The 22,194-nt window shown below is 70.6% G+C and carries 8 protein-coding genes; 2 read left to right on the forward strand and 6 right to left on the reverse strand.

Features of this window, described 5'->3' with window-relative positions:
- Window positions 1-91: 91 nt before the first annotated feature.
- The 3 genes from ACH4LD_RS05510 to ACH4LD_RS05520 are packed head-to-tail and all read right to left on the reverse strand — an operon-like array spanning window position 92 to window position 13,610.
- On the reverse strand, window positions 92-4,264 hold the full coding sequence (locus tag ACH4LD_RS05510) for an Eco57I restriction-modification methylase domain-containing protein (protein ID WP_398054413.1): 4,173 nt from the start codon (window positions 4,262-4,264) through the stop codon (window positions 92-94).
- Window positions 4,264-7,224 carry a DEAD/DEAH box helicase gene (locus tag ACH4LD_RS05515; RefSeq protein WP_398054412.1) on the reverse strand — a complete coding sequence of 987 codons (2,961 nt, stop codon included), beginning with the start codon at window positions 7,222-7,224 and terminating at the stop codon, window positions 4,264-4,266. The genes ACH4LD_RS05510 and ACH4LD_RS05515 overlap by 1 nt, the downstream gene beginning before the upstream one ends.
- A gap of 41 nt (window positions 7,225-7,265) precedes the next feature.
- Window positions 7,266-13,610, reverse strand: coding sequence for a protein kinase (locus ACH4LD_RS05520; RefSeq protein ID WP_398054411.1), 6,345 nt, complete (start codon window positions 13,608-13,610; stop codon window positions 7,266-7,268).
- A 247-nt stretch (window positions 13,611-13,857) separates the two neighbouring features.
- On the opposite strand from ACH4LD_RS05520, the gene ACH4LD_RS05525 reads away from it, so the two are divergent.
- Window positions 13,858-14,109, forward strand: a complete 252-nt coding sequence (locus ACH4LD_RS05525) for a hypothetical protein (protein WP_398054410.1) — start codon at window positions 13,858-13,860, stop codon at window positions 14,107-14,109.
- A 180-nt stretch (window positions 14,110-14,289) separates the two neighbouring features.
- Here ACH4LD_RS05525 and ACH4LD_RS05530 read toward each other — a convergent pair whose 3' ends face one another.
- From ACH4LD_RS05530 to ACH4LD_RS05540, 3 genes are all read right to left on the reverse strand, one after another.
- Window positions 14,290-15,912: a gamma-glutamyltransferase gene (locus ACH4LD_RS05530; protein WP_398054409.1), complete on the reverse strand. Its 1,623-nt coding sequence runs from the start codon at window positions 15,910-15,912 to the stop codon at window positions 14,290-14,292.
- A 57-nt stretch (window positions 15,913-15,969) separates the two neighbouring features.
- Complete coding sequence (locus tag ACH4LD_RS05535; RefSeq protein WP_398106155.1) at window positions 15,970-16,593, reverse strand: hypothetical protein; 624 nt, start codon at window positions 16,591-16,593, stop codon at window positions 15,970-15,972.
- 270 nt (window positions 16,594-16,863) lie between these two features.
- On the reverse strand, window positions 16,864-18,393 hold the full coding sequence (locus tag ACH4LD_RS05540) for a helix-turn-helix domain-containing protein (RefSeq protein ID WP_398054407.1): 1,530 nt from the start codon (window positions 18,391-18,393) through the stop codon (window positions 16,864-16,866).
- Window positions 18,394-19,056: 663 nt separating this feature from the next.
- Here ACH4LD_RS05540 and acnA point away from each other — a divergent pair.
- Complete coding sequence (gene acnA, locus ACH4LD_RS05545; RefSeq protein ID WP_398054406.1) at window positions 19,057-21,774, forward strand: aconitate hydratase AcnA; 2,718 nt, start codon at window positions 19,057-19,059, stop codon at window positions 21,772-21,774.
- Window positions 21,775-22,194 lie beyond the last annotated feature (420 nt).

The following is a 22,194-nucleotide window of genomic DNA, read 5'->3' on the forward strand; positions in this document are numbered from 1 at the left end:
CTCGGGCCCGCCGCGCGGCTCCTTCACGCCGTCGGACCCTCGTGGCCGCGCTCGCCGGGTGGCCTCCCGTTCGGCCACCCGGCGAACACGGTCACGGGTGGCGGGGGCCGTGGCCGGGCGGCGGGGTGAGCGGCGAGCGGTACGTGCCGGACTCACCCTCCCTGAGCGGCTTCTCCAGGGTCAGGCCGGCGGCGGCCATGCGGTCGTACTCGGTGAGGACCAGCCGCTTGGTGCGGTACTCGCCGAACTTGGCGATCTCGTTGTTCTTCAGCCCGCCCGACTCCGACTGGAAGGACTCCAGGACGTAATCCGTGTCCTCGCTGGAGATCCCGTAGAGGTGGAAGAAGTACGCGTCCAACTCGGCGCGGAGCTGCGCACGGCGGTCCTCGTCCCACCGGAACGGTTCCCCCTCGTCGCCGAGGTCGCGGGCGAGGGGGGCCATGTCGTAGGCCGTGTAGACGAGTTCGAGGAGACGGGGGAGGAGGAAGGGGATGTGGGGTTCGAGGGTGGTGGGGGTGGGGACGGGGAGCTGCTTCCAGATGAACAGTCCCATACTCACGCCACCGATCTTCTGACGACTGACGTAGTCGAAGACCAGGGAGGACTGGGCGGCGATCAGAGCGGCAACCACCAGGGGAGCGACGCGAGGAAACATCAGAGGGAACTTGTGACCAACGGCCGTGCGAGGGAGCAGGGCGGGGATGGCGGTGCGTTCGTCCGTGGCGCGGCACACGTCCCGCCACCCCAGCAGCCAGTCGCGGTCCCAGCCCTCCTCGGCGAGACGCAGCTCGACACCCTTGATGTCGACGTCCCTGTTGTTGCGTCGTGTCGGGATTCTTCCAGCCCGCTGGATCCAGTACCGAGGATCGGCGCACGTCGCGGGATCCGTCTTCTCCGATGTGCTGATGCGACGGCGGTCTTCATTGCCGGTACCGGTGTACGAGTTCCAGCGATGGTCGAAGAGATGCACCATCTTTCCTTCGTACAGCGGCAGCATGCGCTCTCCATCCCGCTCGAAGACGTTCCCCCGCAGCTCCCACCCCTCGGCCTCCAACTGCTCGCGACTCCGGAAGAGGTCGGAGTCGTCGGTCATGTCGAAGAGCCGCTTGAAGGCGATGCCCCAGGGGTTGCCGTCCCGGCGCCCCTCGTGCCACAGCACCGGTACCCGCCGGTACACGCCGGCCGTGATGTCGGCGTCGCGCTGGGTCCGGAACACGGGGAGCGTGCCCGTGTTCGGGTTGATCCGGGCCAGGTCCTCCGGGTCCAGGGCGAACACCCGGTTCGGGTCACCCAGGTCCGAGATCTCGGCCAGGAAGAAGCCGATACGGCTCGCTTCCGCACGCGCGGCCCGGCCGGTGAGGGAGAGCAGGCAGAACTTGTAGCTGGAATGCACGCTCTCGAACCACTTGCCCCCCTTGGGCAGCGCGGGCGACTTCGGGCGGCGGTTCTCGAAGTCGTACAGGGATGCCAGCGCCCCCCGTTGCGTGAAGTCCGCGAACAGATGCTGCGATCCCGCCCCCGTCGCGACCGCCGTCGGCAGGATCACACCGCACCGTCCCTCGGGTGCGACCACGCCCGCCATGCGTTCGGCGAAGAGCTGGTCCGTCTGGAGGGAGTTGACGCCCTTGACCGTCAACCCCTTCGCGCACAGCGGGAACACCCCCGAGTCCCCCGCGAAGTGGAACGTCCCCTTGACCGCCCGCCGCGCCTCCCGGTACCGCTTGCCGGCCTCCGGGTGTTCCCTCTCCCACTCGGTGATCCGCGTACGCCGAGCCGTCCCCGAGATGTCCGCGATCTCGGGCGCGACCACGCTGAAGTACTTCTTGTCCTCGAAGTCGACCTTGTCCCACGGCGGGTTCCCCACCACGCAGGAGAACCCGCCGGCCCAGCCGGTCACCGGGGAGATCGCCTCGGACACCCGTCCCGCCTCGGCCAGTGCGGAGTCCTCCGGCACGTGGAAGATCTCCGGGAACTCCAGGTGCCAGTGGAAGAAGGCGTACTGGTCCCGCAGCCGCACGATCTCGTCGTGCGTGGACTGGGGTGCCGCGTCGCCCTCGGGGTCCTCCAGATCCCGGAACACCTTGTGCGTGACGGCGGGTGGCGCGTCGTCCCGCTTGACCCAGACGAACGCCGCGCACCACGCGTCCGCCAGGTGCAGGGCGCGCAGGTACTCGGCGGACGTCGTCCAGTCGCGGTAGGCGGCCTCCTTGCGGCGGACGTCGGCGAGGGTGTCGGCCGGGGCGGCGGTGATCCGCCGCAGGCCGCGCGCGAACGACGTGTTGGCGACGTTCGTCTCCGTCTCGACCTCGAAGAGGCCGCCCTGACCCTGCCGTTCGAGGGCGTTACGGTTCAGCAGCTGCCGGGCCCAGCCCTCGTCGTCGCCCTCGGCCTTCTTGAAGGCCCGGTCCGGGATGCCGTCGCGCATCAGGGCGGGGGTCGCGCCGATCAGGCCGTTGCCGTGCTTGATGTGCGCGTCCAGGAAGCTGAGCGGCTTGCCCGGCTCCATCGCCTCCAGCCACAGCGACACCTTGGCCAGCTCCACCGCCATGGGGTTGAGGTCCACGCCGTACACACAGCGCTCGACCACCTCGTGCAGGGCGTGGCGCACGGCCTCGGCCGTGGGCTCGGGGTTGCGTCCGCGCACGGCGGCGACGCGCTTGGCGATACGCCGGGCCGCCGCCACGAGGAAGTGGCCCGACCCGCACGCGGGGTCGCAGACCGTGAGGGAGAGGAGTTCCTCGACGATCGTGTCGGTGGGGTCCGGACGGCCGTTCGCGCTCGCGTTCTGCTCCCCGCGCTTGACCGCCTCGTCGATCAGGGGGTTCAACGTCGAGTCGAGCAACGCCTCGGTGAGAGCCGTGGGCGTGTAGTAACTTCCGGTCTTCTTGCGGTCGTTGCCGATGCGGTCGATCAGCTCGAAGGTGCGGTCGGCGGCACTGTGCTTCGGCACCAGCTCCAGCAGCGCCTCGTACACCGAGCCGAGTTCCTCGGCGCCCATGTGCTCGTAGTCCACGGGGCGCCAGCGGGCGGAGCCGGTGTCGCGCACGCGTGCCAGGTGCTTGACCGCCTCGAACAGGTGGCGGTTGGCCAGGCGGGCGCCGCGCAGCGGCTCGTCGGCGGGGGTGTCGTCGAAGAGGCCACCGAGTCCCTTCAGACCCAGCTCGGGGCGGCCCTCCTCGGAGCCCAGCGCCTCGATCAGCAGTTCCAGGGCCCGGTACCGGTCGTCGTGGGCGGTGCCCAGGCGGCGCAGGGAGTGGCGGCGGAGACGGGCCGTGGAGAAGAAGCGGGTGAAGCGGTCGCGGGTCACCTCGTCCACCGCCGGGTCCAGCAGGGCGCCCCGGTCCTCCGCGACGAAGAGGAAGATCATGCGGTAGACGAGCCGCAGCAGAGCCGTCTGGAAGGCGTGGACGTCCAGGTTCTCGCGCAGCTTGTTGTTCTGCGGGTGGCTCAGGAACCCGGTGCCCAGGACGGTGAGGGCCGCCTGCACGCCGTCGCGGAAGTGGTCGAGCGCCCGGCTGCCGGACTCGATGGCGACGGTGCGCCACTTCTCCAGCCAGCACCCGGAAGCCGGCGCCCCCTGCGCCACCTCGAACCGGGACGCGTGCAGCAGGCTGTACAGCAGCACGAACTCGCTGAACAGCTCGCCGTCGAACAGGGCCTCCAGGTCGAACTCGACGTAGGCGGCGGTGGAGAAGGACGACGAGTCGCGCAGCAGGCGCAGGCGGCGGCCGTTGGTGAGGACCGCCCACAGGTGGGCCTCGGTGCGGTTGAGGCAGTCCTGGAGCATGGACTGGGCCGGGACCTGGCCGGGGGCCGGGCGCTTGTCGAGTTCCTGGTTCCAGGGGATCTGGTGGACCAGCGCCGGGCCGTGACGGTGGGAGACCGGGAACCGCTTCTCCGGGTCCGAGTCGGCCGGTATGCCCGCCGCGCCCACCTCCGTCAGCGCGCCGAAGTCCAGCTTGCGGAAGAGCTGGGCCAGCCAGTCCGTGCCGGCCCGGCCGGTCGGGTCGGCGGCGGGCGCCCCGGTGTTCGGGTCCGAGGGCAGCGCGGTGCGCAGCTCGCGCCAGAGCGGCTTGAGGTACTCCCAGGCGCGCTCCGCCTCGTCGCGTACGGGGACGGACGCGGGAAGGCCGTAGTCGGCGGGCTTGGTGCCCGGCAGGTTCCGCGCCTCGGCGATGCGCAGCAGCATGTCGGCGGGGAGCAGTCCGCCGACCGTGGTGACGGCGGTGAAGGCCAGGGCGGTGCGGGTGGCGGCGACGGGCATCAGGCTTCGGCTCCGGACACGGTAGAGGCGGGCTGCTGCGGCAGGTAGACGTACACGCCGAGGATGTCGGCGGGCTCCTGCGGTACGACCTTCAGGCCGCGGACGATCTCCTCGTTGGCCCTGCGCACGCGGCGGTGCGAGGCGTCGAGTTCGGCGGCCAGGCGCGTGCCGTACTCGGTGAGGTGGGCGGACAGGTCCGGCAGGCCGTCCAGCGTGCGGATGATCTGGTTGCGGGCGAGCTGCTCGTGGGTGTTGCCGCTGGCGCGGGCCGCCAGGAGCGCGGTGGCCGCGTCCTCGTCCAGCCAGCGGGCGCGCGACGGCATGCCCTCGTAGGCGAGCAGCCGCGCGTCCTCCGCGACCAGCTGCCGGTCGCCCGTACGGGACGGCAGCGTGAGGTGGAAGCGGTAGCGGACCAGCAGGAGCGTGGTGCGGATCGCCACCGCGTCCGTGGTGACCACACCGCAGCGGCGGGCCGGGCGGGGGCCGGGGGTGTTCGCGTCGAGCGCCGAGTCCAGGACGTACGAGGCGATGGCGCCGATCGCCGGGTCGGTGCGGACCAGCGCGGCCTCGCCGCGGGCGATCGCCGGTGACGTGCGGAACGGGATCTCCCGGTCCTCCTCGATCAGCCGGCCGCCGAGGGTCGCGGCGAGCGCGTCACGCAGGCCGGCCGGTGCGCCACCGAGCTGGGCGGTGAAGTCACCGCTGCCGTCGCGCTCAGAGAATGTCGCAGTGCGGACCAGCGCGTCCAGGTCGCGCAGCGCCTCCAGGGCGAACTCGCGGACCTCGTCGGCGCCGCCGAGTGCGGCCCGTACGGCGGCGACCTCGCGGGCCACCTCCTCCGGGTGGATCGCACGCTGGGCATACTTGGAACGGGAGGTCTTCTCCCGCTCCGCGGCCGACGTCCACTCGCGCTCGACGCGGTCGAACGACTCCTGGTGACCGGGCAGTTCGAACAGGCTCTCCTGGCTGCCCTGTCGTCCGTGCAGCAGCAGCCACTCCACGACGGCGTCGGTGACGCCGGAGGCCGTCTCGTCCGGAACGGAGACGGAGATCCCCAGGTCCTTCTTGATCTGCCGGTGCTTCTTGAACAGCACCTCCAGGACCTTGCCGTCGATGCCGTTGTCCTCGCCGTACATGGTGATGACACGGATTTGGTCGCGCTTCTGGCCGTAGCGGTCGACGCGGCCCTCCCGCTGGTCGTGGCGGGTGGGGTTCCAGGCGAGGTCGTAGTGGACGACGGCGTCGAAGTGGTGCTGGAGGTTGACGCCCTCGGAGAGGCAGTCCGTGGCGATCAGTACGCGGCGGACGGCGGGGTCGTCGGCCTCCTCGGCGGACTCGGCGGCGAGCTGCTCGATCCGCTCCAGACGTTGCTGCGGGGAGAGCGTACCGGTCACCGCGGCGATCTTCGTCTTCTTGCCGAGCTTGCCGTCGAGCTGCTCGGCGAGGTACTGGGCGGTGGGGATGTAGCGGCAGAAGACGATCGGGTGGTAGCCGTCGGCGATCAGGCCCTTCAGATGCCGGGTGAGCGCCTTCAGCTTCGCGTCCTCGGCCGGTCCGACCAACTGCGCGGCCCGCTCGGACAGTTCGAGCAGCCGGGCACCCGCCTCCTCGGACTCGGCGGCGCCCGGCGCGACGTCCATGCCTTCCAGCCGGTCGTTCTCGGCGGAGTCGGCGGCCACCGGGGCACCCAGCGCGTCCGCCTCCTGCGCGGTGCGGGCGGTCGCGGACTCGGAACGCGTCTTCAGGGTCTGTGCGGCGGCCGCGGGCGAGGACACCATCGAACGCAGCAGCGCGATCACCGACCACCAGGCGATCCGGGCCTCCCGCTTGCCCTGCTCCCCGGCCGCCGCGACGCGGTCCCGCGCATAGGCGATGGCGTCGTCGAGCAGCGCCCGGTAGGCGGGGGTCAGCTTGTACGGCTCGTCCTTGGTCCAGCGGTCGGACGGGAAGGCCGTCCGTTCGGCGAGGGAGTCGTCGGCGAGACCGTCCTCCTTGGTGAGGTAGTCGCGTACGTCGGCGCGCTTGCGGGCGACGAAATGTTCGGCGAGCTTCGCGCGCCCCGCCGGGGACTCCAGGTCCAGCGTGGCGAGTTCGGGCCGCACCAGGCCGAGCAGGTTGCGGAACGCCGACTCCTTGCCGGAGTGCGGGGTCGCGGTGAGCAGGAGCAGGTGCCGGTCGGCCTTGGCGGAGACCCTGCGCAGCAACTCGTACCGGAGCTGGTTCGCCGCGGACGACGTGCCGCCCTGCGCGGTGTCGTCCGCCGCCACACAGGTGTGGGCCTCGTCGACGATCACCAGGTCGGGGCAGTGCCGTACGAAGTCCTCGCGGTGCCGGGTGGACTTGATGAAGTCCGTCGAGATGATCGTGTACGGGTGCTTGTCGAACAGGGACTGGCCCAGCTCCAGGCCCCGCTCCAGGCGGGTCACCGTGGAGGCCAGGACCAGTTCGGCGTCGACGGCGAACTTCTCCCGCAGTTCGGACTGCCACTGCTCGGCCAGGGCGGGGGAGCACAGCACCGCCAGCCGGGTCGCCTCCCCCTGGGCGAGCAGCTCCTTGGCGATGAGGCCGGCCTCCACCGTCTTGCCGATACCGACGTCGTCCGAGATCAGCAGTCGCACGGTGCGCTGCCGCAGCGCCATCAGCAGCGGGACGAGCTGATAGGCGCGTGGTTCCACGGCGATCGACGCCAGGGAGCGGAACGGGCCCGCACCCGAGCGGAACCCGACGCGCAGCGCGGTGCGCAGCAGACCGGCGGCCCGCTGGTCGCCCAGGTCGGCCGGGCTCGGTGCCGCGAACTCGGCCGGCCGGACCTCCTCGAAGGCGGGGAAGACGGCCGCGATGTCGTCCTCGCTCCCACCCAGGGGGCGCAGCACCAGCATGTCGGGTGCGCTCTCGGGCAGCACCACCCATTCCCGGCCACGGGCGGCGACCAGGGAGCCGGCTGTGTACGTGAGGCTCATGAGATGTCTCGGTTTCCTTGGGGTCGAGAAGGGCGCGGCGGTCAGCGCAGGCGGAAGTAGGCGGCGTTGTGCTCGACGATGGTGTCCCAGTCCGCGTCCGTGGGGAACCGCAGGACGTCCCAGCCGATGTCCTCCAGCCGGTAGCCGGCCTCGACGTCGCGGGTGGAGTCGGGCGTGCGGCCGGGGACGTCGACGAACACCGCGAGGCTGGCGCCGTCCAGGCGGAACACGAGGTCGGGGCGCGCCCCGGCGCCGTCGACGAAGGCGTTGACCTCGTCCGGCAGCCGGTAGCCCTTGGCCTTCAGCCAGCCGAGCAGATCGCCGTCGGCGACGAGGGCCGCCAGATCGGTCTCCACCGGGGTCGGGGTCGGCGAGATGTTCTGGGACGTGGCCGCCGGGGCGAGCCTGCGGAAGCGCTCGCTGCGGGACTCGCCGCGGTCCTCCCGCTGGGTCCGGGCCTGGGCCAGCCGGACCAGCAGCGGGCGGGCGGCGTGCCGGCTCAGCTGGCGGTGGTGCGTCTGGTTGGCGTACGTCAGCAGGCAGGCGTAGCAGCCGCGGGCGCACTTCTCGCCGCTCTCCGGACCGCCCTCGTCCTCGCCGGTGTCCGGGTCGAAGTGGCAGATCTCCAGCGCGGTCCGGGCGGCCTCGGCGAGGGCGTCCTTGTCGTGCTGGATCCGGCGCAGCACACCGGCGCCGCCCTCGGCGGCCTCCGTGAACAGCATGCGGCGGCGCGGGCCGTCGTCCGGCGGCAGCAGCTCCGCGGTCAGCTCGGAGTCCTCCAGCTCGAACGCCGCCTCGATGCCCCGCTCCAGCGCGTACAGGAACGACAGGGCCACGGGCTCGGGCAGCGGCTCCTCCAGGGTGACCACGAGGATGTTGCGGCGGTCCTCCACGAAGGGCAGGACCCGCTTCTTGCGGCGCTTCTCGTTGCCGTCCTCGTCGACCACCGGCATGCCGGTGCCCTCGATGGCGTCGGCCGCGGCCCGGTCGTTGAGCCAGCGGCCGTCGCCCAGGTCCAGCCAGTAGCCGTCCGGCTCCCCTTCCTTGGCGCGGACGCGGCCGAGGTTGGTGATCCGCACGGTGGCGGAGTCGCCGTAGTCCAGGTCGAGGACGGGCGAACCGTCGGCGTCGGTGACATGCGAGGTCAGCCGTCCCTTGCGGGCACCGTGGTCCTGGAACGCGTACGAGGTCTCCAGGCGGAAGCCGGCCCGGCGACGCTCCTCCTCGTCGGAGGAGATCCGCTCGCGCGGGGTGGTGTACACGGTGTGCAGGTGGAGCAGGCCGGTGCGCTTGCCGCGCAGCTCCTCACCGCACATCGTGCACGTGTCGGAGCCGGGCTTGACGGCGTAGTGGTAGCCGCAGCCGTCGCAGCGGCGGGCCTCCGCCGTCGCCAGCTCCCCCGAGGCGTCCGGCGGCAGCTGCACCCGGGTGACCTGATAGCGGGCACCCTCGTGATAGATGAGCGCGCCGGGGCCGAACTCGCGGATCGCGAGGAACCGGGGACGCTGGAGGTAGTCGCCGTCGGCGTTGCGGCGGTTGCCGGAGCGCGGGATGTACGCGGCCAGCGGCAGCCGCGGGAAGCTGTAGCCCGGCAGGAAGCCCTCCGACGCCAGGTAGCGGTACGGGTTGAAGTCGCTCATCACCGACTTGCTGTCGACGGACCGGTTCAGCAGCAGGTTGGTCTGCGTCTCGGCCTCCCGCCGACGACTGCGCGCCCGGCTCTGCTCGCCGGGGGTGAGGGTGTGGTCGACGACGCGCTTGTTCTGCTCGTACTGGTCGATGACGGCCGCCCGGAACAGCTCGCGCCACCGGTCGAAGGCGGCGTCGAACTCCTGCGGGGCCCGCTCGACGCGGTCCTCGATCCACTCGTCGTACCACCAGGTGGTCGACTCGAAGTCCGCGATCAGCGGGGCGAGGACGGTACGGGCGGTGACGGCCGCACGCCTGCGGGCGTCCTCGTCCAGCGACTTGCCGAGGATGTCGTGCCGCAGCGGCAGCGGCATCTGCGGATCGGGGCGGTCGCTGCCGTCGGGGTCGTAGGCGACGTCGACGACCTCGGGGATCGCGGTGCCGAGCTTCATCCCGGTCTCCGCCAGCCAGATGCCCTGCAGGTGCGAGCGGACAAGATCCTCGTTGGCCAGATCCAGGCGCGGCGGGGCCACCTGTCCCGACACCATGTCCTGGGACCGGCGGAAGTAGTACTGGTCATGGCTGTTGCCGGTCGCACAGTACGTCGTCACCAGCGCGGGCTGACCGGAGCGGCCGGCCCGGCCCGAGCGCTGCGCGTAGTTCGCCGGGGTCGGTGGCACGTTGCGCATCAGTACCGCGTTGAGCGAGGAGATGTCCACGCCCAGTTCCATCGTCGGCGAGCAGTACAGCAGGGGCAGTTCGGCGTCGCGGAACTGCCGCTCGCGCTCCAGCCGGTCCTCGGGGGTGACCTGCGCGGTGTGCTCCCGCGCGTAGAGGCCGGCCAGTTCAGCGGCCGCGGTGCGGTACAGGTCGCGGAAGAAGGGGTTGACGCGCGGGCCTTCACCACTGTTGTAGGTGCGCGCCAGCGGGTCGACCGCGCCCCGCTCCCCGTCCCCGGCCCGCCAGATCAGGGCGGCGGCCGACACCCGGTACCCGGTGCGCTTCTCCGCCGCGCGGCGGCGGTAGGCCGGGCCGGAGTGCTCCGGGGTCGCTTCGACCTCGCGCACCAGCTCCGCCGTGTGCAGCACCTTCAACAGGTCCTCGATGACGGCTTGGACGTCGTCCAGGGAGGCGGAGGGCTCGCGCAGCTCCGGCATGTTCCGCCGCAGGTACTTGCCGAACTTGCCGCGCGCCGACAGGAACTTCGCGGAGCGCTCCATGCCGGGCCGCGAGCCGTACGGGTAGACGGTTCCGACGGTCGGGCGGTCGCTCTCGCTCAGCACCCACGGCCCGGTGAGGCGCTCCTCGCTCGCCCGCTGCAGGGTGTCGAAGTCGTCGCGGAAGTACTGCACGTCGATGGCGAGTTCACGCCGCATGTAGTCGAGCAGGGTACGGGCCACCTCCTCGCGCAGGGCCGGGTCGGCGTCGCGCAGCACGGCGTGCGTGGACTGCCAGCGCTCGGCGCGGGCGGCGATCCAGTGCAGGTCCTCGTAGTCGATCCGCAGCAGACCCGTCTGCTCCAGGTTCGGCATGGTGATGCGCCAGCCCCGCTCCAGGTCGCGGTAGAGGCGATAGCCGACGACGTCCCGGAAGGCCTTCGTCGCCCGCCGCTCCATGGAGGGCGGCAGGTCGGTGCCGGACGCGTACTCGCGGGGCGAGAGGCCCATGACCTCGGTGACCGCCTCGGCCAGGTCGTCGTGGCGCAGTCCCTCCTCGCCCGCCCGCAGCGCGGCCTGGTAGAGGGCGCCGCGCAACTGGGTCACCTGGGCGAAGTCGTTGAAGTGCCCGGCCTGGAGCGAGGCGTCCTGCCGGTTGTCCACGAAGGTGAGGAGCTTGCGCGCTTCCTTGCTCAGGCTCTCCTCCGGTACCGCCCGCAGGGACTTCACGATCGACGCGGAGATCAGCGAGGCGGCCGAGGAGCGCCCCTCCTGGTCGAGAGTCGCCAGCTTGGCGAAGTCCCGGCCGCGGGTCTGCTCGTAGGAGACCTGACAGTGCACACAGAACAGGAACGGCGCCGGGACGAACGCCGCCACCAGCCCCTCGCCCGACTCGTTCCCGTAGGCGTCCACGACGACCCGCTTGGGCAGCCGTGGCCGGTAGGACTTCTTGACGACGCTCACGCCCTGCGCGTCCGTCTCCAGCCAGGACTCCGGCAGCCGCCGGTCGTCCACGGCCTTCTGCGGGTCGGCCGGCCACTCGTAGTCCTCGCCGGGCATGCCCAGGTACAGGTAGCCCTCGCCCGCGCGGCCCCCGGAGGCCGAGGTGTCCCGGCGCGGCTCGTACCGGAAGGCTCCGCCGTCCTCGGTGCGCCACACGGTCAGGTACTCCTGGCCGCACTCCCGGCAGAACGCCAGCGGGAACAGGGGCTTGCCGTCGCTGTCCGGCTGCTCCAGCTGGTAGGTGCGGGTGAGCGGCCGGGTGAGTGGATCTTCGAGCGTCGTGTAGACGGTGTCGCCCTTGGAGAGGAACTGGTGCAGCCGGAAGGCGAACAGCGGCCGCTCCGTGACCGGATGCTTGGCCTGCGCGCCCGCCTCCAGGGTCGTGCGGATCGCCTCGCGCGCGCTCTCCTCGGACACTCCGGACTGCGCGGCGAGCTCGGCCGCCGCCTCCTCCACGGTGCCCGGTGCGCAACGACGCAGCCGCCCGGTGCCCTCCTCGCGCTCCAGACCGAACCGGGATTCCACCCAGCGGGCCAGGGGATCCTTCGTCAGCGCCTCGTACGAGCGGGGCGCCGCCGGCACCCGCAGCCGCTCGGCGGGCACGGACTCGGGGGCCTCCTCGGTCGCCCGGACCAGGGTCTCGCCGATGACCCGCTTAGGCAGCACCGTCGTACCGAAGAGGCGGCCGGCCACCCGGGCCACCTCACGCTGCTGGTCCTCCCACGACCCCTCGGTGGACATGGTCGCCGAGGTGCCGATGCACTGGAGGGTCGCGGACGCGCGGCAGGCCTCTCGTACCCGGCGGATCAGGAACGCCACGTCCGCGCCCTGCCGGCCCCGGTAGGTGTGCAGCTCGTCGAAGACGAGGAACTGGAGCCCCTCGGCCATGCGGATCAGGCTGGACCGGTCGTCCGGCCGGGTCAGCATCAGTTCCAGCATGACGTAGTTGGTCAGCAGGATGTCCGGCGGGTTCTTGCGCAGTTGCCGGCGGTCCTCGTCGGACTCCTGGCCGGTGTAGCGGGCGAAGGTGACCGGCTCGCGGCCCTTCCCGAAACCGTGGCGCAGATACTTCTCCAGCTCTCCGAGCTGCGAGTTGGCCAGCGCGTTCATCGGGTAGACGACGATCGCGCGCACCCGGCCGCCCGCGTCCGGACCCGCCGCCTGACGCTCCTTCAGCACGTGGTCCACGATCGGGACGATGTACGACAGCGATTTACCCGAACCGGTGCCCGTGGTGAGCACGTAGGAGTCGCCCGCCTGCGCGGCCTCGATCGCCTGCCGCTGGTGCAGGTGGAAGGTCAGCGGGCGGCCGTCAGGGCGCGCAGAGGTCTCCTTCTTGCCGGCCTGGAAGATCTCCGCGCACTTCGGGTGCAGCACTCCGTCCCGCACGAGGTCGGTGACCTGGCCGCCGTCGGCGAAGAACGGGTTCAGCGACAGCCACGGGTCGGGCCACTGCGACTTCGCCCGCAGGTCGTCCTCGACGAAGCCGGCGATCCGGGCGTCCCGGATCACCGTCGCGCTCTTGGTGAAATTCTCGTACTCGTTGATCAGGTCGGCATGGATGCCGAAGACATCCATCGCTTCGGGCAGGCGCGGCCCCCTGCGTGGCGGGGGCGCGGGGGCGGTCGGGGCAGGCTCCGGGAGCAGGGCGCGCAGCCGTGCCACCGGGTCCATCACCTGCCAGTGCGGAGCCAGGAGGGCGGCCGTGTCGTCCGGTGCGAGCGCGAGCGGGACCAGGGCCTCACGGACCAGCGCCGCGTTCTCCGGCCGGTTCTCGGCATCCTTCTCCAAGAGCCGTTCCACCAGCCGCACCAGCTCGGCGGGCAGGTCCGGGCGCACCAGGGTGAGCCGCGGCGGCTTCTCGTTCTGGTGCTGCTCGGAGAGCTCGTAGGGGGTTCTCGCGGAGAAGGGCGGCCGTCCTATCAGCAGCTCGTACAGGATGCAGCCGAGCGCGTAGAGGTCGGCCGGTGCCGAGACCCGCTCGGCGCGGAACTGCTCGGGTGCCATGTACCGGGCCGTGCCGACGCTGACCCCTGTGCTGGTCAGCCGCGTCTGGTCGGGATCGTCGACGACGGAGCCCATGCCGAAGTCGAGGATCTTGACGGTGCCGTCGCGGGTCAGCATCGCATTGGCCGGCTTCAGGTCGCGGTGGACGACCCCGGCGGTGTGCGCGGCGGCGAGACCCGCGGCGATCTGCGCCCCGATGGCCGCGGCCCAGGAGACGGGCAGCTGGGGTTCCTCGTCGATGAGGTCCGCGAGTGGATGGCCGTCCAACAGCTCCATGGCCAGGTAGGGCAGGCCGCTGCCGCCCGGGGTCCGGTCCACGCCACCGTCGATCAGCAGGGTGAGGTTGGGGTGGCCCTGCGAGAGCATGCGCATGATCCGCACTTCGCGGCGGAAACGGTCGATCTCCTTGCTCGGCCCCGACGCGTCGACGGCGATCCCGGTCCGGGCACGCAGCACGGTCTTGACCGCGACCTCCTGATGCGGGGAGTCCGCGGCGGCCTGGAGATCCCTGGCCCGGTGCACCTCGCCCATGTTCCCGCGCCCCAGAACCCCCGAGATCCGGAACCGTCCGTCGACCGTCTCCTGGCCCACTGGCCCTCCCCGCTTCACCCGACACACACAAGGTGGGTACGTCCCGTGAGAGCGTACACCTTGACCTGTTGATGAGCATCACATCTTTCTGTTGACGACGTCAACAGGCATGCTCTCTCGAACTGTTCAGAAGTCCCGGAAGAGACCGGCTTGCGCCATGCTCGGCAGATGCGGCGACGCCGCTCGGCGCGGAGGACGGGCCGAAAGCGCACTCCCCTCAGCGTTGCGCGCACAGCGGAGCAGCCTGGTGGTCATCGACGCCGTTCTCCTCGCGGACCGGCCGGGACCAGACCAGGCGGACATCGAGAGCGGGCCGCTCAGGAGCCGGCTGCCGGCAGGCGCGGGCAGGCTCGCCGTGGCCGGGGCGCTCGTCGCCGGCGCGGTCCTCTTCCCGGACGGAGGACTCGGCCTCCACCGGCCGCTGCCGGCCCCTGGCGGCACCGTGTTGATCTGCGTGCCCGCCGACGGCCTCGGGCAGCGCCTTCGCGTAAAGGACTGAGCATCCTGAGTCGGGAGGCCCCTCCGATCATGGACCAGCCAGACCCGTGACCTGCCGGGTTGAGTCGCTCCGGCTTGCTGACCCCTGCCAATGGCCTTTCAACTGCTCCGCGTTCATGCCCTTTGGCGCAGCCCGAAGTCCCAGGGCGCTCCCAGCGGCGATGGCGGCCAGGGGCGCCGGTCAGGGTCGGAACAGATCGTCCGCCTCGACTGCCAGGTAGGTCTCGGGCGTGGTGGCTTCGAGAGCCGCCGGAGCGAGGGCGAAGCGCGGCGTGTCCGCCAGGCGGTGCTCCCACGGCTGGTCACGGGCGGTCGTGAAGACTTCACGGAGACGGCGTTGGACGAGGGGCCTGGCTTCCTCCTGACGCTCGCGGTACTCGCGGCGCGCGGCCGTCGACCACCGTTCTCGTTCGTCCTCCGCCGCGTCGACAGGAAGGTGTTCCGCACGCAGCCCCGGGGTGCGCTCGGCGATCTCCCGGTCGGCCCGGAAGAGCTCGGCGCAGGCCGCATAGAGCTGCCGGGAGATGCCGAGGGTGACTTCCGTGTGCGGGATACGGCCGGTGAGGAAGCTGTCCAGTCCCACCGCTCGGGCGTTCGCGTCGTTCGGGGACGTTTCGCGTCCGGCCAGGGCCGCACGTCGTTCGCGGGTGCCCTCGTCGTCCTCCAAGAGGGTGAGCGGTCCCGCTGCGGGACGTCGCTCACCGCGGTCCCGGGCCACCGGCACCAGTTGGAGACGGGAGAGAGCTGAGTCATGCAGGGCACGCAGGGCCAGGTAGGTGAGCATGTGGGAGCGGGCGACATCGAGCAGGGCGCTGCCGGTGTCGTCCTCATCGAGAGCCTCCTCAGCCGATTGCGGTTCACGAGGGGACGGGCCTGTGCCGCCTGTGGGGGTGAGGGAGCCGCTCTGCGCTCCGAGGTGGTGGTCATGACGGATGATGACGAACAGGTCGTTCCTGGGACCGACTCCTCGTTTGAGGGCAGTGCCGCAGAGCACGATACGGTGATCCAGGCCATGAGGATGGAGAACCGTGCATCCTCCGAGGAGCTGGTTCCAGCCGTGGTCGAGCTTGCCGGGCGTGATGTCTCCGCCCTTGGCCTCGATCAGCCAGTAACGGTCCTCGGGATGGTGGCGGCCCCACAGGTCGGGCCGAAGGTTTTTCTGCCCCTTGACGGGCTTCGTTCCGGCGGCCTGGTCCTGGATGTCCAGGGGCCAGCTGTTCTCGATGTGCCATGTCTCGCCGAGACCCATCAGCGAGCGGCAGGCCCATTCCGCGAGCGTCATGCCCAGCCGGTAACTGAAGGCACCGAAGGCGCTGGCTTCAGTGCCGTGTTCCAGCACGACGTTCGCGGTCAGCCGCCTTCCGGCGTTGTACTCGTGCAGGCGGTCCCCGTCGTGTAGGTCCAAGTACGCGTTCAGGGGCGCGATTCGCGCCCCGAACTCGCGCACGGCGTAGTACGGCCGATCGAGCCAGGGGGAGATATCACGTCCCACGCTGACCGCAGCCTGGAGGATGTTCCGCCACGTCGTAGTGGGCAGATACCAGCCGTCACTTGAGGGGAAGGCGGTGCCGATCCAAGCGGCGTGGTTTCTGCGGCGCCACTCACTCCTGGTCCGTCCGCCTGGCCCGTCACGGAAGAGCACAGGTATGTCGATGGCGTCGGGATACCGCAGGGGCTTCTGGTCTTTGGTGTTCTTGACGGGCACGACGCTCACTGTGCCAGTAAGCACGCACTTGGCGCCGGGACTTGGGGTTTGCAGACCAATGGCACGCCGGCTTGTCGCACCCCATCCGATCGTTCCCATACGAGCTGGTGGGGCGCTTGGCGTCGGGAGGTGTCGTAGGTGAACCACCATGAGTGGTCACCGACCGCCGGCTGACCGTCCCACCGCGGTCTGCGCGTCGGCTGCCGCGAGCACGGTGTCAGCCAGTTCTGTGGCGGACTGTCCGCCACCCGCGTCGATGCGATCCAGGCCCAGCCTGTCGACGGCGTCGATCATGAGTCTCTGGTAGCGGTCAGTGCGGGCCAGGAACTTGTCCATCAGGACTCGTTCCTCGTCCGTGGCTGCTTCATAGCAGCCTGCCGCGTGAACGCGGGCGTGTACCACGGTGCCGTCGGCGGTGAGCCACACGGCGGCCGTGCGCGGAACCCGCAGCCTCGCCACGCGGACGGGCCAGAGTGCCGATCCCTCCAGGACCAGGCCCTTGCTGCCGGGGTCCTCGGCCGCATGGGCCGCGATCAGCTCTTCGATGCGGGGCCACAGTCGTTCGTAGTGGCCGAGGACAGACGCGATCAGTTCGTCAACCGTCAGTGATCTGTAGTGCTCGGCGACATGCGCCGGCACCTCCCACTCCGGGGTTCTCCAAGGTCGCCCAGGGTGCCGGGCCAGCTTGTCGGTGCTCAGGCACTCGAACCCGAGCTTGCGGGCCACCACTTGGGCAACGGTCGACTTCCCGACGTTCGACGTGCCGCCGATCAGAACCACCCGTACATCACGCACGCCAACGACCCTACTGATCCTTCCGGGACGATGCGCAGGCGTTGAACTGGTGGGGCCACGCAAAGGCTGCGAAGGCCGCAAAGGTACGCTCGGCCATCCGCCGGGTCTTCCCCAGGCCGGAGCCATGCGCGACACCTCGTTCGGTCCAACCGGTCTGCACCGGCCTCATGGGTGACGCGCCTGTCCTTCACGAGGCCCCTCCCGGCCGCGCGTTCGTTCAGGTCAGGAGGGGTTCGCGCTGCCTTCTCGGAGCTCTCAGATGTCCCGGAAGATCTCGATCTGTGCCCCGATCGAGTTCAGCCGCTCCGCCAGGTCCTCGTAGCCGCGGTTGATGACGTACACGTTGCGCAGCACCGACGTGCCCTCGGCCGCCATCATCGCCAGCAGGACGACCACCGCGGGACGCAGGGCCGGCGGGCACATCATCTCGGCGGCGCGCCAGCGGGTCGGGCCCTCGACCAGCACCCGGTGGGGGTCCAGCAACTGGAGCCGTCCGCCGAGGCGGTTGAGGTCGGTCAGGTAGATCGCCCGGTTGTCGTACACCCAGTCATGGATGAGGGTCTGACCCTGTGCCGACGCGGCGATGGCCGCGAAGAACGGGACGTTGTCGATGTTCAGGCCGGGGAACGGCATCGGGTGGATCTTGTCGATCGGCGCCTCCAGCTTGGAGGGGCGGACCGTGAGGTCGACCAGGCGGGTGCGGCCGTTGTCCGCGGAGTACTCCGGGGACCGGTCGTGGTCGAGGCCCATCTCCTCCAGGACCGCCAGCTCGATCTCCAGGAACTCGATGGGCACCCGGCGCACCGTCAGCTCAGACTCGGTGACGACGGCGGCGGCCAGCAGGCTCATCGCCTCGACCGGGTCCTCGGAGGGGGAGTAGTCGACGTCCACGTCGATGTTCGGCACACCGTGCACGGTGAGCGTGGTGGTGCCGATGCCCTCCACCTTGACGCCCAGCGCCTCCAGGAAGAAACAGAGGTCCTGGACCATGTAGTTGGAGGAGGCGTTGCGGATGACCGTGACGCCGTCGTGCCGGGCGGCCGCGAGGAGCGCGTTCTCGGTCACGGTGTCGCCGCGCTCGGTCAGGACGATCGGGCGGTCGGGGCGTACCGAGCGGTCCACCCGGGCGTGGTACTGGCCCTCGGTGGCCGCGACGTCCAGGCCGAACCGGCGCAGCGCGATCATGTGCGGCTCGATGGTCCGCGTCCCCAGGTCGCAGCCGCCGGCGTACGGCAGCTTGAAGCCGTCCATGCGGTGCAGCAGGGGGCCCAGGAACATGATGATCGAGCGGGTGCGGACGGCGGCCTCCGCGTCGATCGCGTCCATGTCCAGCTCGGCGGGCGGGACGAGTTCGAGGTCGACGCCGTCGTTGATCCAGCGGGTGCGCACGCCGATGGAGTTGAGCACCTCCAGCAGGCGGTACACCTCCTCGATCCGCGCCACCCGGCGCAGTACCGTGCGCCCCTTGTTCAGCAGCGAGGCGCACAGCAGCGCCACGCACGCGTTCTTGCTGGTCTTGACGTCGATGGCGCCCGACAGACGGCGGCCCCCGACCACGCGCAGATGCATCGGACCCGCGTAGCCCAGCGACACGATCTCGCTGTCCAGGGCTTCGCCGATTCGGGCGATCATCTCAAGGCTGATGTTCTGGTTGCCGCGCTCGATGCGATTGACGGCGCTCTGGCTGGTGCCGAGCGCCTCCGCGAGCTGCGCCTGTGTCCAGCCCCGGTGTTGCCGGGCGTCACGGATGAGCTTGCCGATGCGTACGAGGTAGTCGTCTGACATGAGGTTGAGGCTATCTCAGATATGAGATGGCGCCTGTCGGGGGGTCCATTCGGGTGACGACAGTGACGGACTGTCAGGACCGGTTGGCTGAACGCATGCTGTGTACCCGGAAAGATCTGGATAAATCCGACAATGCCGCCCAAGTGGACGACGGCCTGGATGGACGCCGCCATAAATGGAGTCGGCCCGGGTGGGGGTCGGAGCGGAGGGGGTCGGCCCGGGTGAGGGTCGGAGCGGAGGGGGCTCGGAGCGGATGGGGGGCGGCCCGGGTGAGGCTCGGCGCGGACGGGGCTGGGCGCGGATGGGGATCGGTCCGGATGGGCGTCGGTGCGGATGGCGGTCGCGGGGTGTGTGCCCCGGTCGGCGTGGGCTCGCCGGCCGGGAGGGGCCGCAATCGCACGGTCCGCGCTCGCACGGTCCGCGATCGCACGGTCCGCGATCGCGGTGCGGCGGGTGGCGTGCGGGCACCCCGGGGTCGGGTCGGGCATGACCGAGCCGCGCCCATGTACTAGAGTTATCTCGACATCGAGATATCTGCCGAGGCGCACCGTGGTCGCCACTCTGGTAAGGCATGCCTGACTTAGCCTGACCTTACTGGTTCGGCCAAGCCGGCGTGGCGGCACGATTGACGGTGGTACGCGCACATCAATGAAGGAGACTGTCGTGTCGGCGAACAGCTTCGACGCCCGCAGCACGCTGCAGGTGGGCGACGAGTCGTACGAGATCTTCCGGCTGGACAAGGTGGAGGGCTCGGCCCGCCTGCCGTACAGCCTCAAGGTCCTGCTGGAGAACCTGCTCCGCACGGAGGACGGCGCGAACATCACCGCCGACCACATCCGTGCCCTCGGCACCTGGGACTCCCAGGCCCAGCCCTCCCAGGAGATCCAGTTCACGCCGGCCCGCGTGATCATGCAGGACTTCACCGGCGTGCCCTGTGTCGTGGACCTCGCCACGATGCGTGAGGCCGTGAAGGAGCTGGGCGGCGACCCGGCCAAGATCAACCCGCTGGCGCCGGCCGAGCTGGTCATCGACCACTCCGTCATCGCCGACAAGTTCGGCACGAACGACGCCTTCAAGCAGAACGTCGAGCTGGAGTACGGCCGCAACAAGGAGCGCTACCAGTTCCTGCGCTGGGGCCAGACCGCCTTCGACGAGTTCAAGGTCGTCCCGCCGGGCACCGGCATCGTCCACCAGGTGAACATCGAGCACCTCGCCCGCGTGGTCATGGTGCGTGACGGCAAGGCCTACCCGGACACCCTGGTCGGCACCGACTCGCACACCACCATGGTCAACGGCCTCGGCGTCCTCGGCTGGGGCGTCGGCGGCATCGAGGCCGAGGCCGCCATGCTCGGCCAGCCGGTCTCCATGCTGATCCCGCGCGTCGTCGGCTTCAAGCTCACCGGTGAGCTCCAGCCCGGCACCACCGCCACCGACCTCGTGCTCACCATCACCGAGATGCTGCGCAAGCACGGCGTCGTCGGAAAGTTCGTCGAGTTCTACGGCGAGGGCGTGGCCGCCACCTCGCTCGCCAACCGCGCCACCATCGGCAACATGTCGCCGGAGTTCGGCTCCACCGCCGCGATCTTCCCGATCGACGACGAGACCCTGAACTACCTGCGCCTGACCGGCCGCTCCGCGCAGCAGGTCGCCCTGGTGGAGGCCTACGCCAAGGAGCAGGGCCTCTGGCTGGACCCGGCCGCCGAGCCCGACTTCTCCGAGAAGCTGGAGCTGGACCTCTCCACCGTCGTCCCGTCCATCGCCGGTCCGAAGCGCCCGCAGGACCGCATCGTCCTCGCGAACGCCGCCGAGCAGTTCAAGCTGGACGTCCGCAACTACGTCGACGACGTCGACGAGGCGGGCAAGGAGTCCTTCCCGGCCTCCGACGCCCCGGCCGTCGCCCCGAACGGCTTCCCGAGCAACCCGGTCCCGGTGACCGCCGCCGACGGCACCACCTACGAGCTGGACCACGGTGCGGTGACGGTCGCGGCCATCACCTCCTGCACCAACACCTCCAACCCGTACGTCATGATCGGCGCCGCCCTGGTCGCCAAGAAGGCGGTGGAGAAGGGCCTCACCCGCAAGCCGTGGGTCAAGTCCACCCTCGCCCCGGGTTCGAAGGTCGTCACCGACTACTTCGAGAAGGCCGGCCTCACCCCGTACCTGGACAAGCTGGGCTTCAACCTCGTCGGCTACGGCTGCACCACCTGCATCGGCAACTCCGGCCCGCTGCCGGAGGAGGTCTCCAAGGCCGTCAACGACCACGACCTCGCGGTCACCTCGGTCCTCTCCGGCAACCGGAACTTCGAGGGCCGCATCAACCCCGACGTCAAGATGAACTACCTGGCGTCCCCGCCGCTGGTCGTCGCCTACGCCATCGCGGGCTCCATGAAGGTGGACATCACCCGTGACGCCCTCGGCACCGACCAGGACGGCAACCCGGTCTACCTGAAGGACATCTGGCCCACCGAGGCCGAGGTCAACGAGGTCGTCGCCAACGCCATCGGCGAGGACATGTTCGCCAAGTCCTACGAGGACGTCTTCGCCGGCGACGCCCAGTGGCAGTCGCTGCCGGTCCCGACGGGTGACACCTTCGAGTGGGACCCGGAGTCCACCTACGTCCGCAAGCCCCCGTACTTCGAGGGCATGGGCATGGAGCCGGCCGCGGTCGAGGACATCTCCGGCGCCCGCGTCCTCGCCAAGCTGGGCGACTCGGTCACCACCGACCACATCTCCCCGGCCGGTGCCATCAAGGCCGACACCCCGGCCGGCAAGTACCTCACGGAGCACGGCGTCGAGCGCCGCGACTTCAACAGCTACGGCTCCCGCCGCGGCAACCACGAGGTCATGATCCGCGGTACGTTCGCCAACATCCGCCTGCGCAACCAGATCGCGCCGGGCACCGAGGGCGGCTACACGCGTGACTTCACGCAGGAGGGCGGCCCGGTCGCCTTCATCTACGACGCCTCGCAGAACTACCAGGCCGCCGGCATCCCGCTGGTCGTCCTGGCCGGCAAGGAGTACGGCTCCGGTTCGTCCCGCGACTGGGCGGCCAAGGGCACCGCGCTGCTCGGCGTCAAGGCCGTCATCGCCGAGTCCTACGAGCGCATCCACCGCTCGAACCTCATCGGCATGGGCGTGCTCCCGCTCCAGTTCCCGGAGGGCGCCTCGGCCCAGTCCCTCGGCCTGACCGGTGAGGAGACCTTCTCGATCTCCGGCGTCACCGAGCTGAACGAGGGCCGTACGCCGCGCACGGTCAAGGTCACCACCGACACCGGTGTCGAGTTCGACGCGGTCGTCCGCATCGACACCCCCGGTGAGGCCGACTACTACCGCAACGGCGGCATCATGCAGTACGTGCTGCGCAGCCTGATCCGCAAGTAAGCGGCCGGTCACGGCACAGCCGTTCAGGGCCGTGTCCCCGGCACCGGGGGCACGGCCCTTCGCCGTGCCCGTGGCGTCTTCGGCGCGGGGCGGCGGGGAGGAGGCGGTGGCCGGGAGGTGGCGCGCCGCGTACCCTCGCCACCGGCCGACGCGGCGCCCCGCCGGGGGTACGGCACGGCGCCGCTTCCACCGCGCCAGCCCCTCTGCCGCCTTCGTGGGCCTCGTCAGGGGGCGCGGCGGGCGGGGGACGGTCACCGGCGTGCGGGCGGGTCGTGTCCGCGCCTGCATAGGCCCGTGGGCCGTCCGGGAGGGCAGTGGCGGTGCCTACCGGCCCGTGGGGCGCCCGGCGGGTCGTGTCGGCGCCTCCAGGCCCGTGGGCCGTCCGGGCGGAGGGCGGTCGGGGCGGGTCGGGCGGTGTCC

This window comes from Streptomyces sp. NPDC017676 (assembly GCF_044329325.1).
Classification (GTDB): Bacteria; Actinomycetota; Actinomycetes; order Streptomycetales; family Streptomycetaceae; genus Streptomyces.

Excerpts from the sequence above, each read along its gene's own strand:
- ACH4LD_RS05510 (WP_398054413.1), bottom strand. The coding sequence starts at position 4,264 with ATGCCCGTCGCCGCCACCCGCACCGCCCTGGCCTTCACCGCCGTCACC.
- ACH4LD_RS05515 (WP_398054412.1), bottom strand. The coding sequence starts at position 7,224 with ATGAGCCTCACGTACACAGCCGGCTCCCTGGTCGCCGCCCGTGGCCGG.
- ACH4LD_RS05530 (WP_398054409.1), bottom strand. The coding sequence starts at position 15,912 with ATGGGAACGATCGGATGGGGTGCGACAAGCCGGCGTGCCATTGGTCTG.
- ACH4LD_RS05540 (WP_398054407.1), bottom strand. The coding sequence starts at position 18,393 with ATGTCAGACGACTACCTCGTACGCATCGGCAAGCTCATCCGTGACGCC.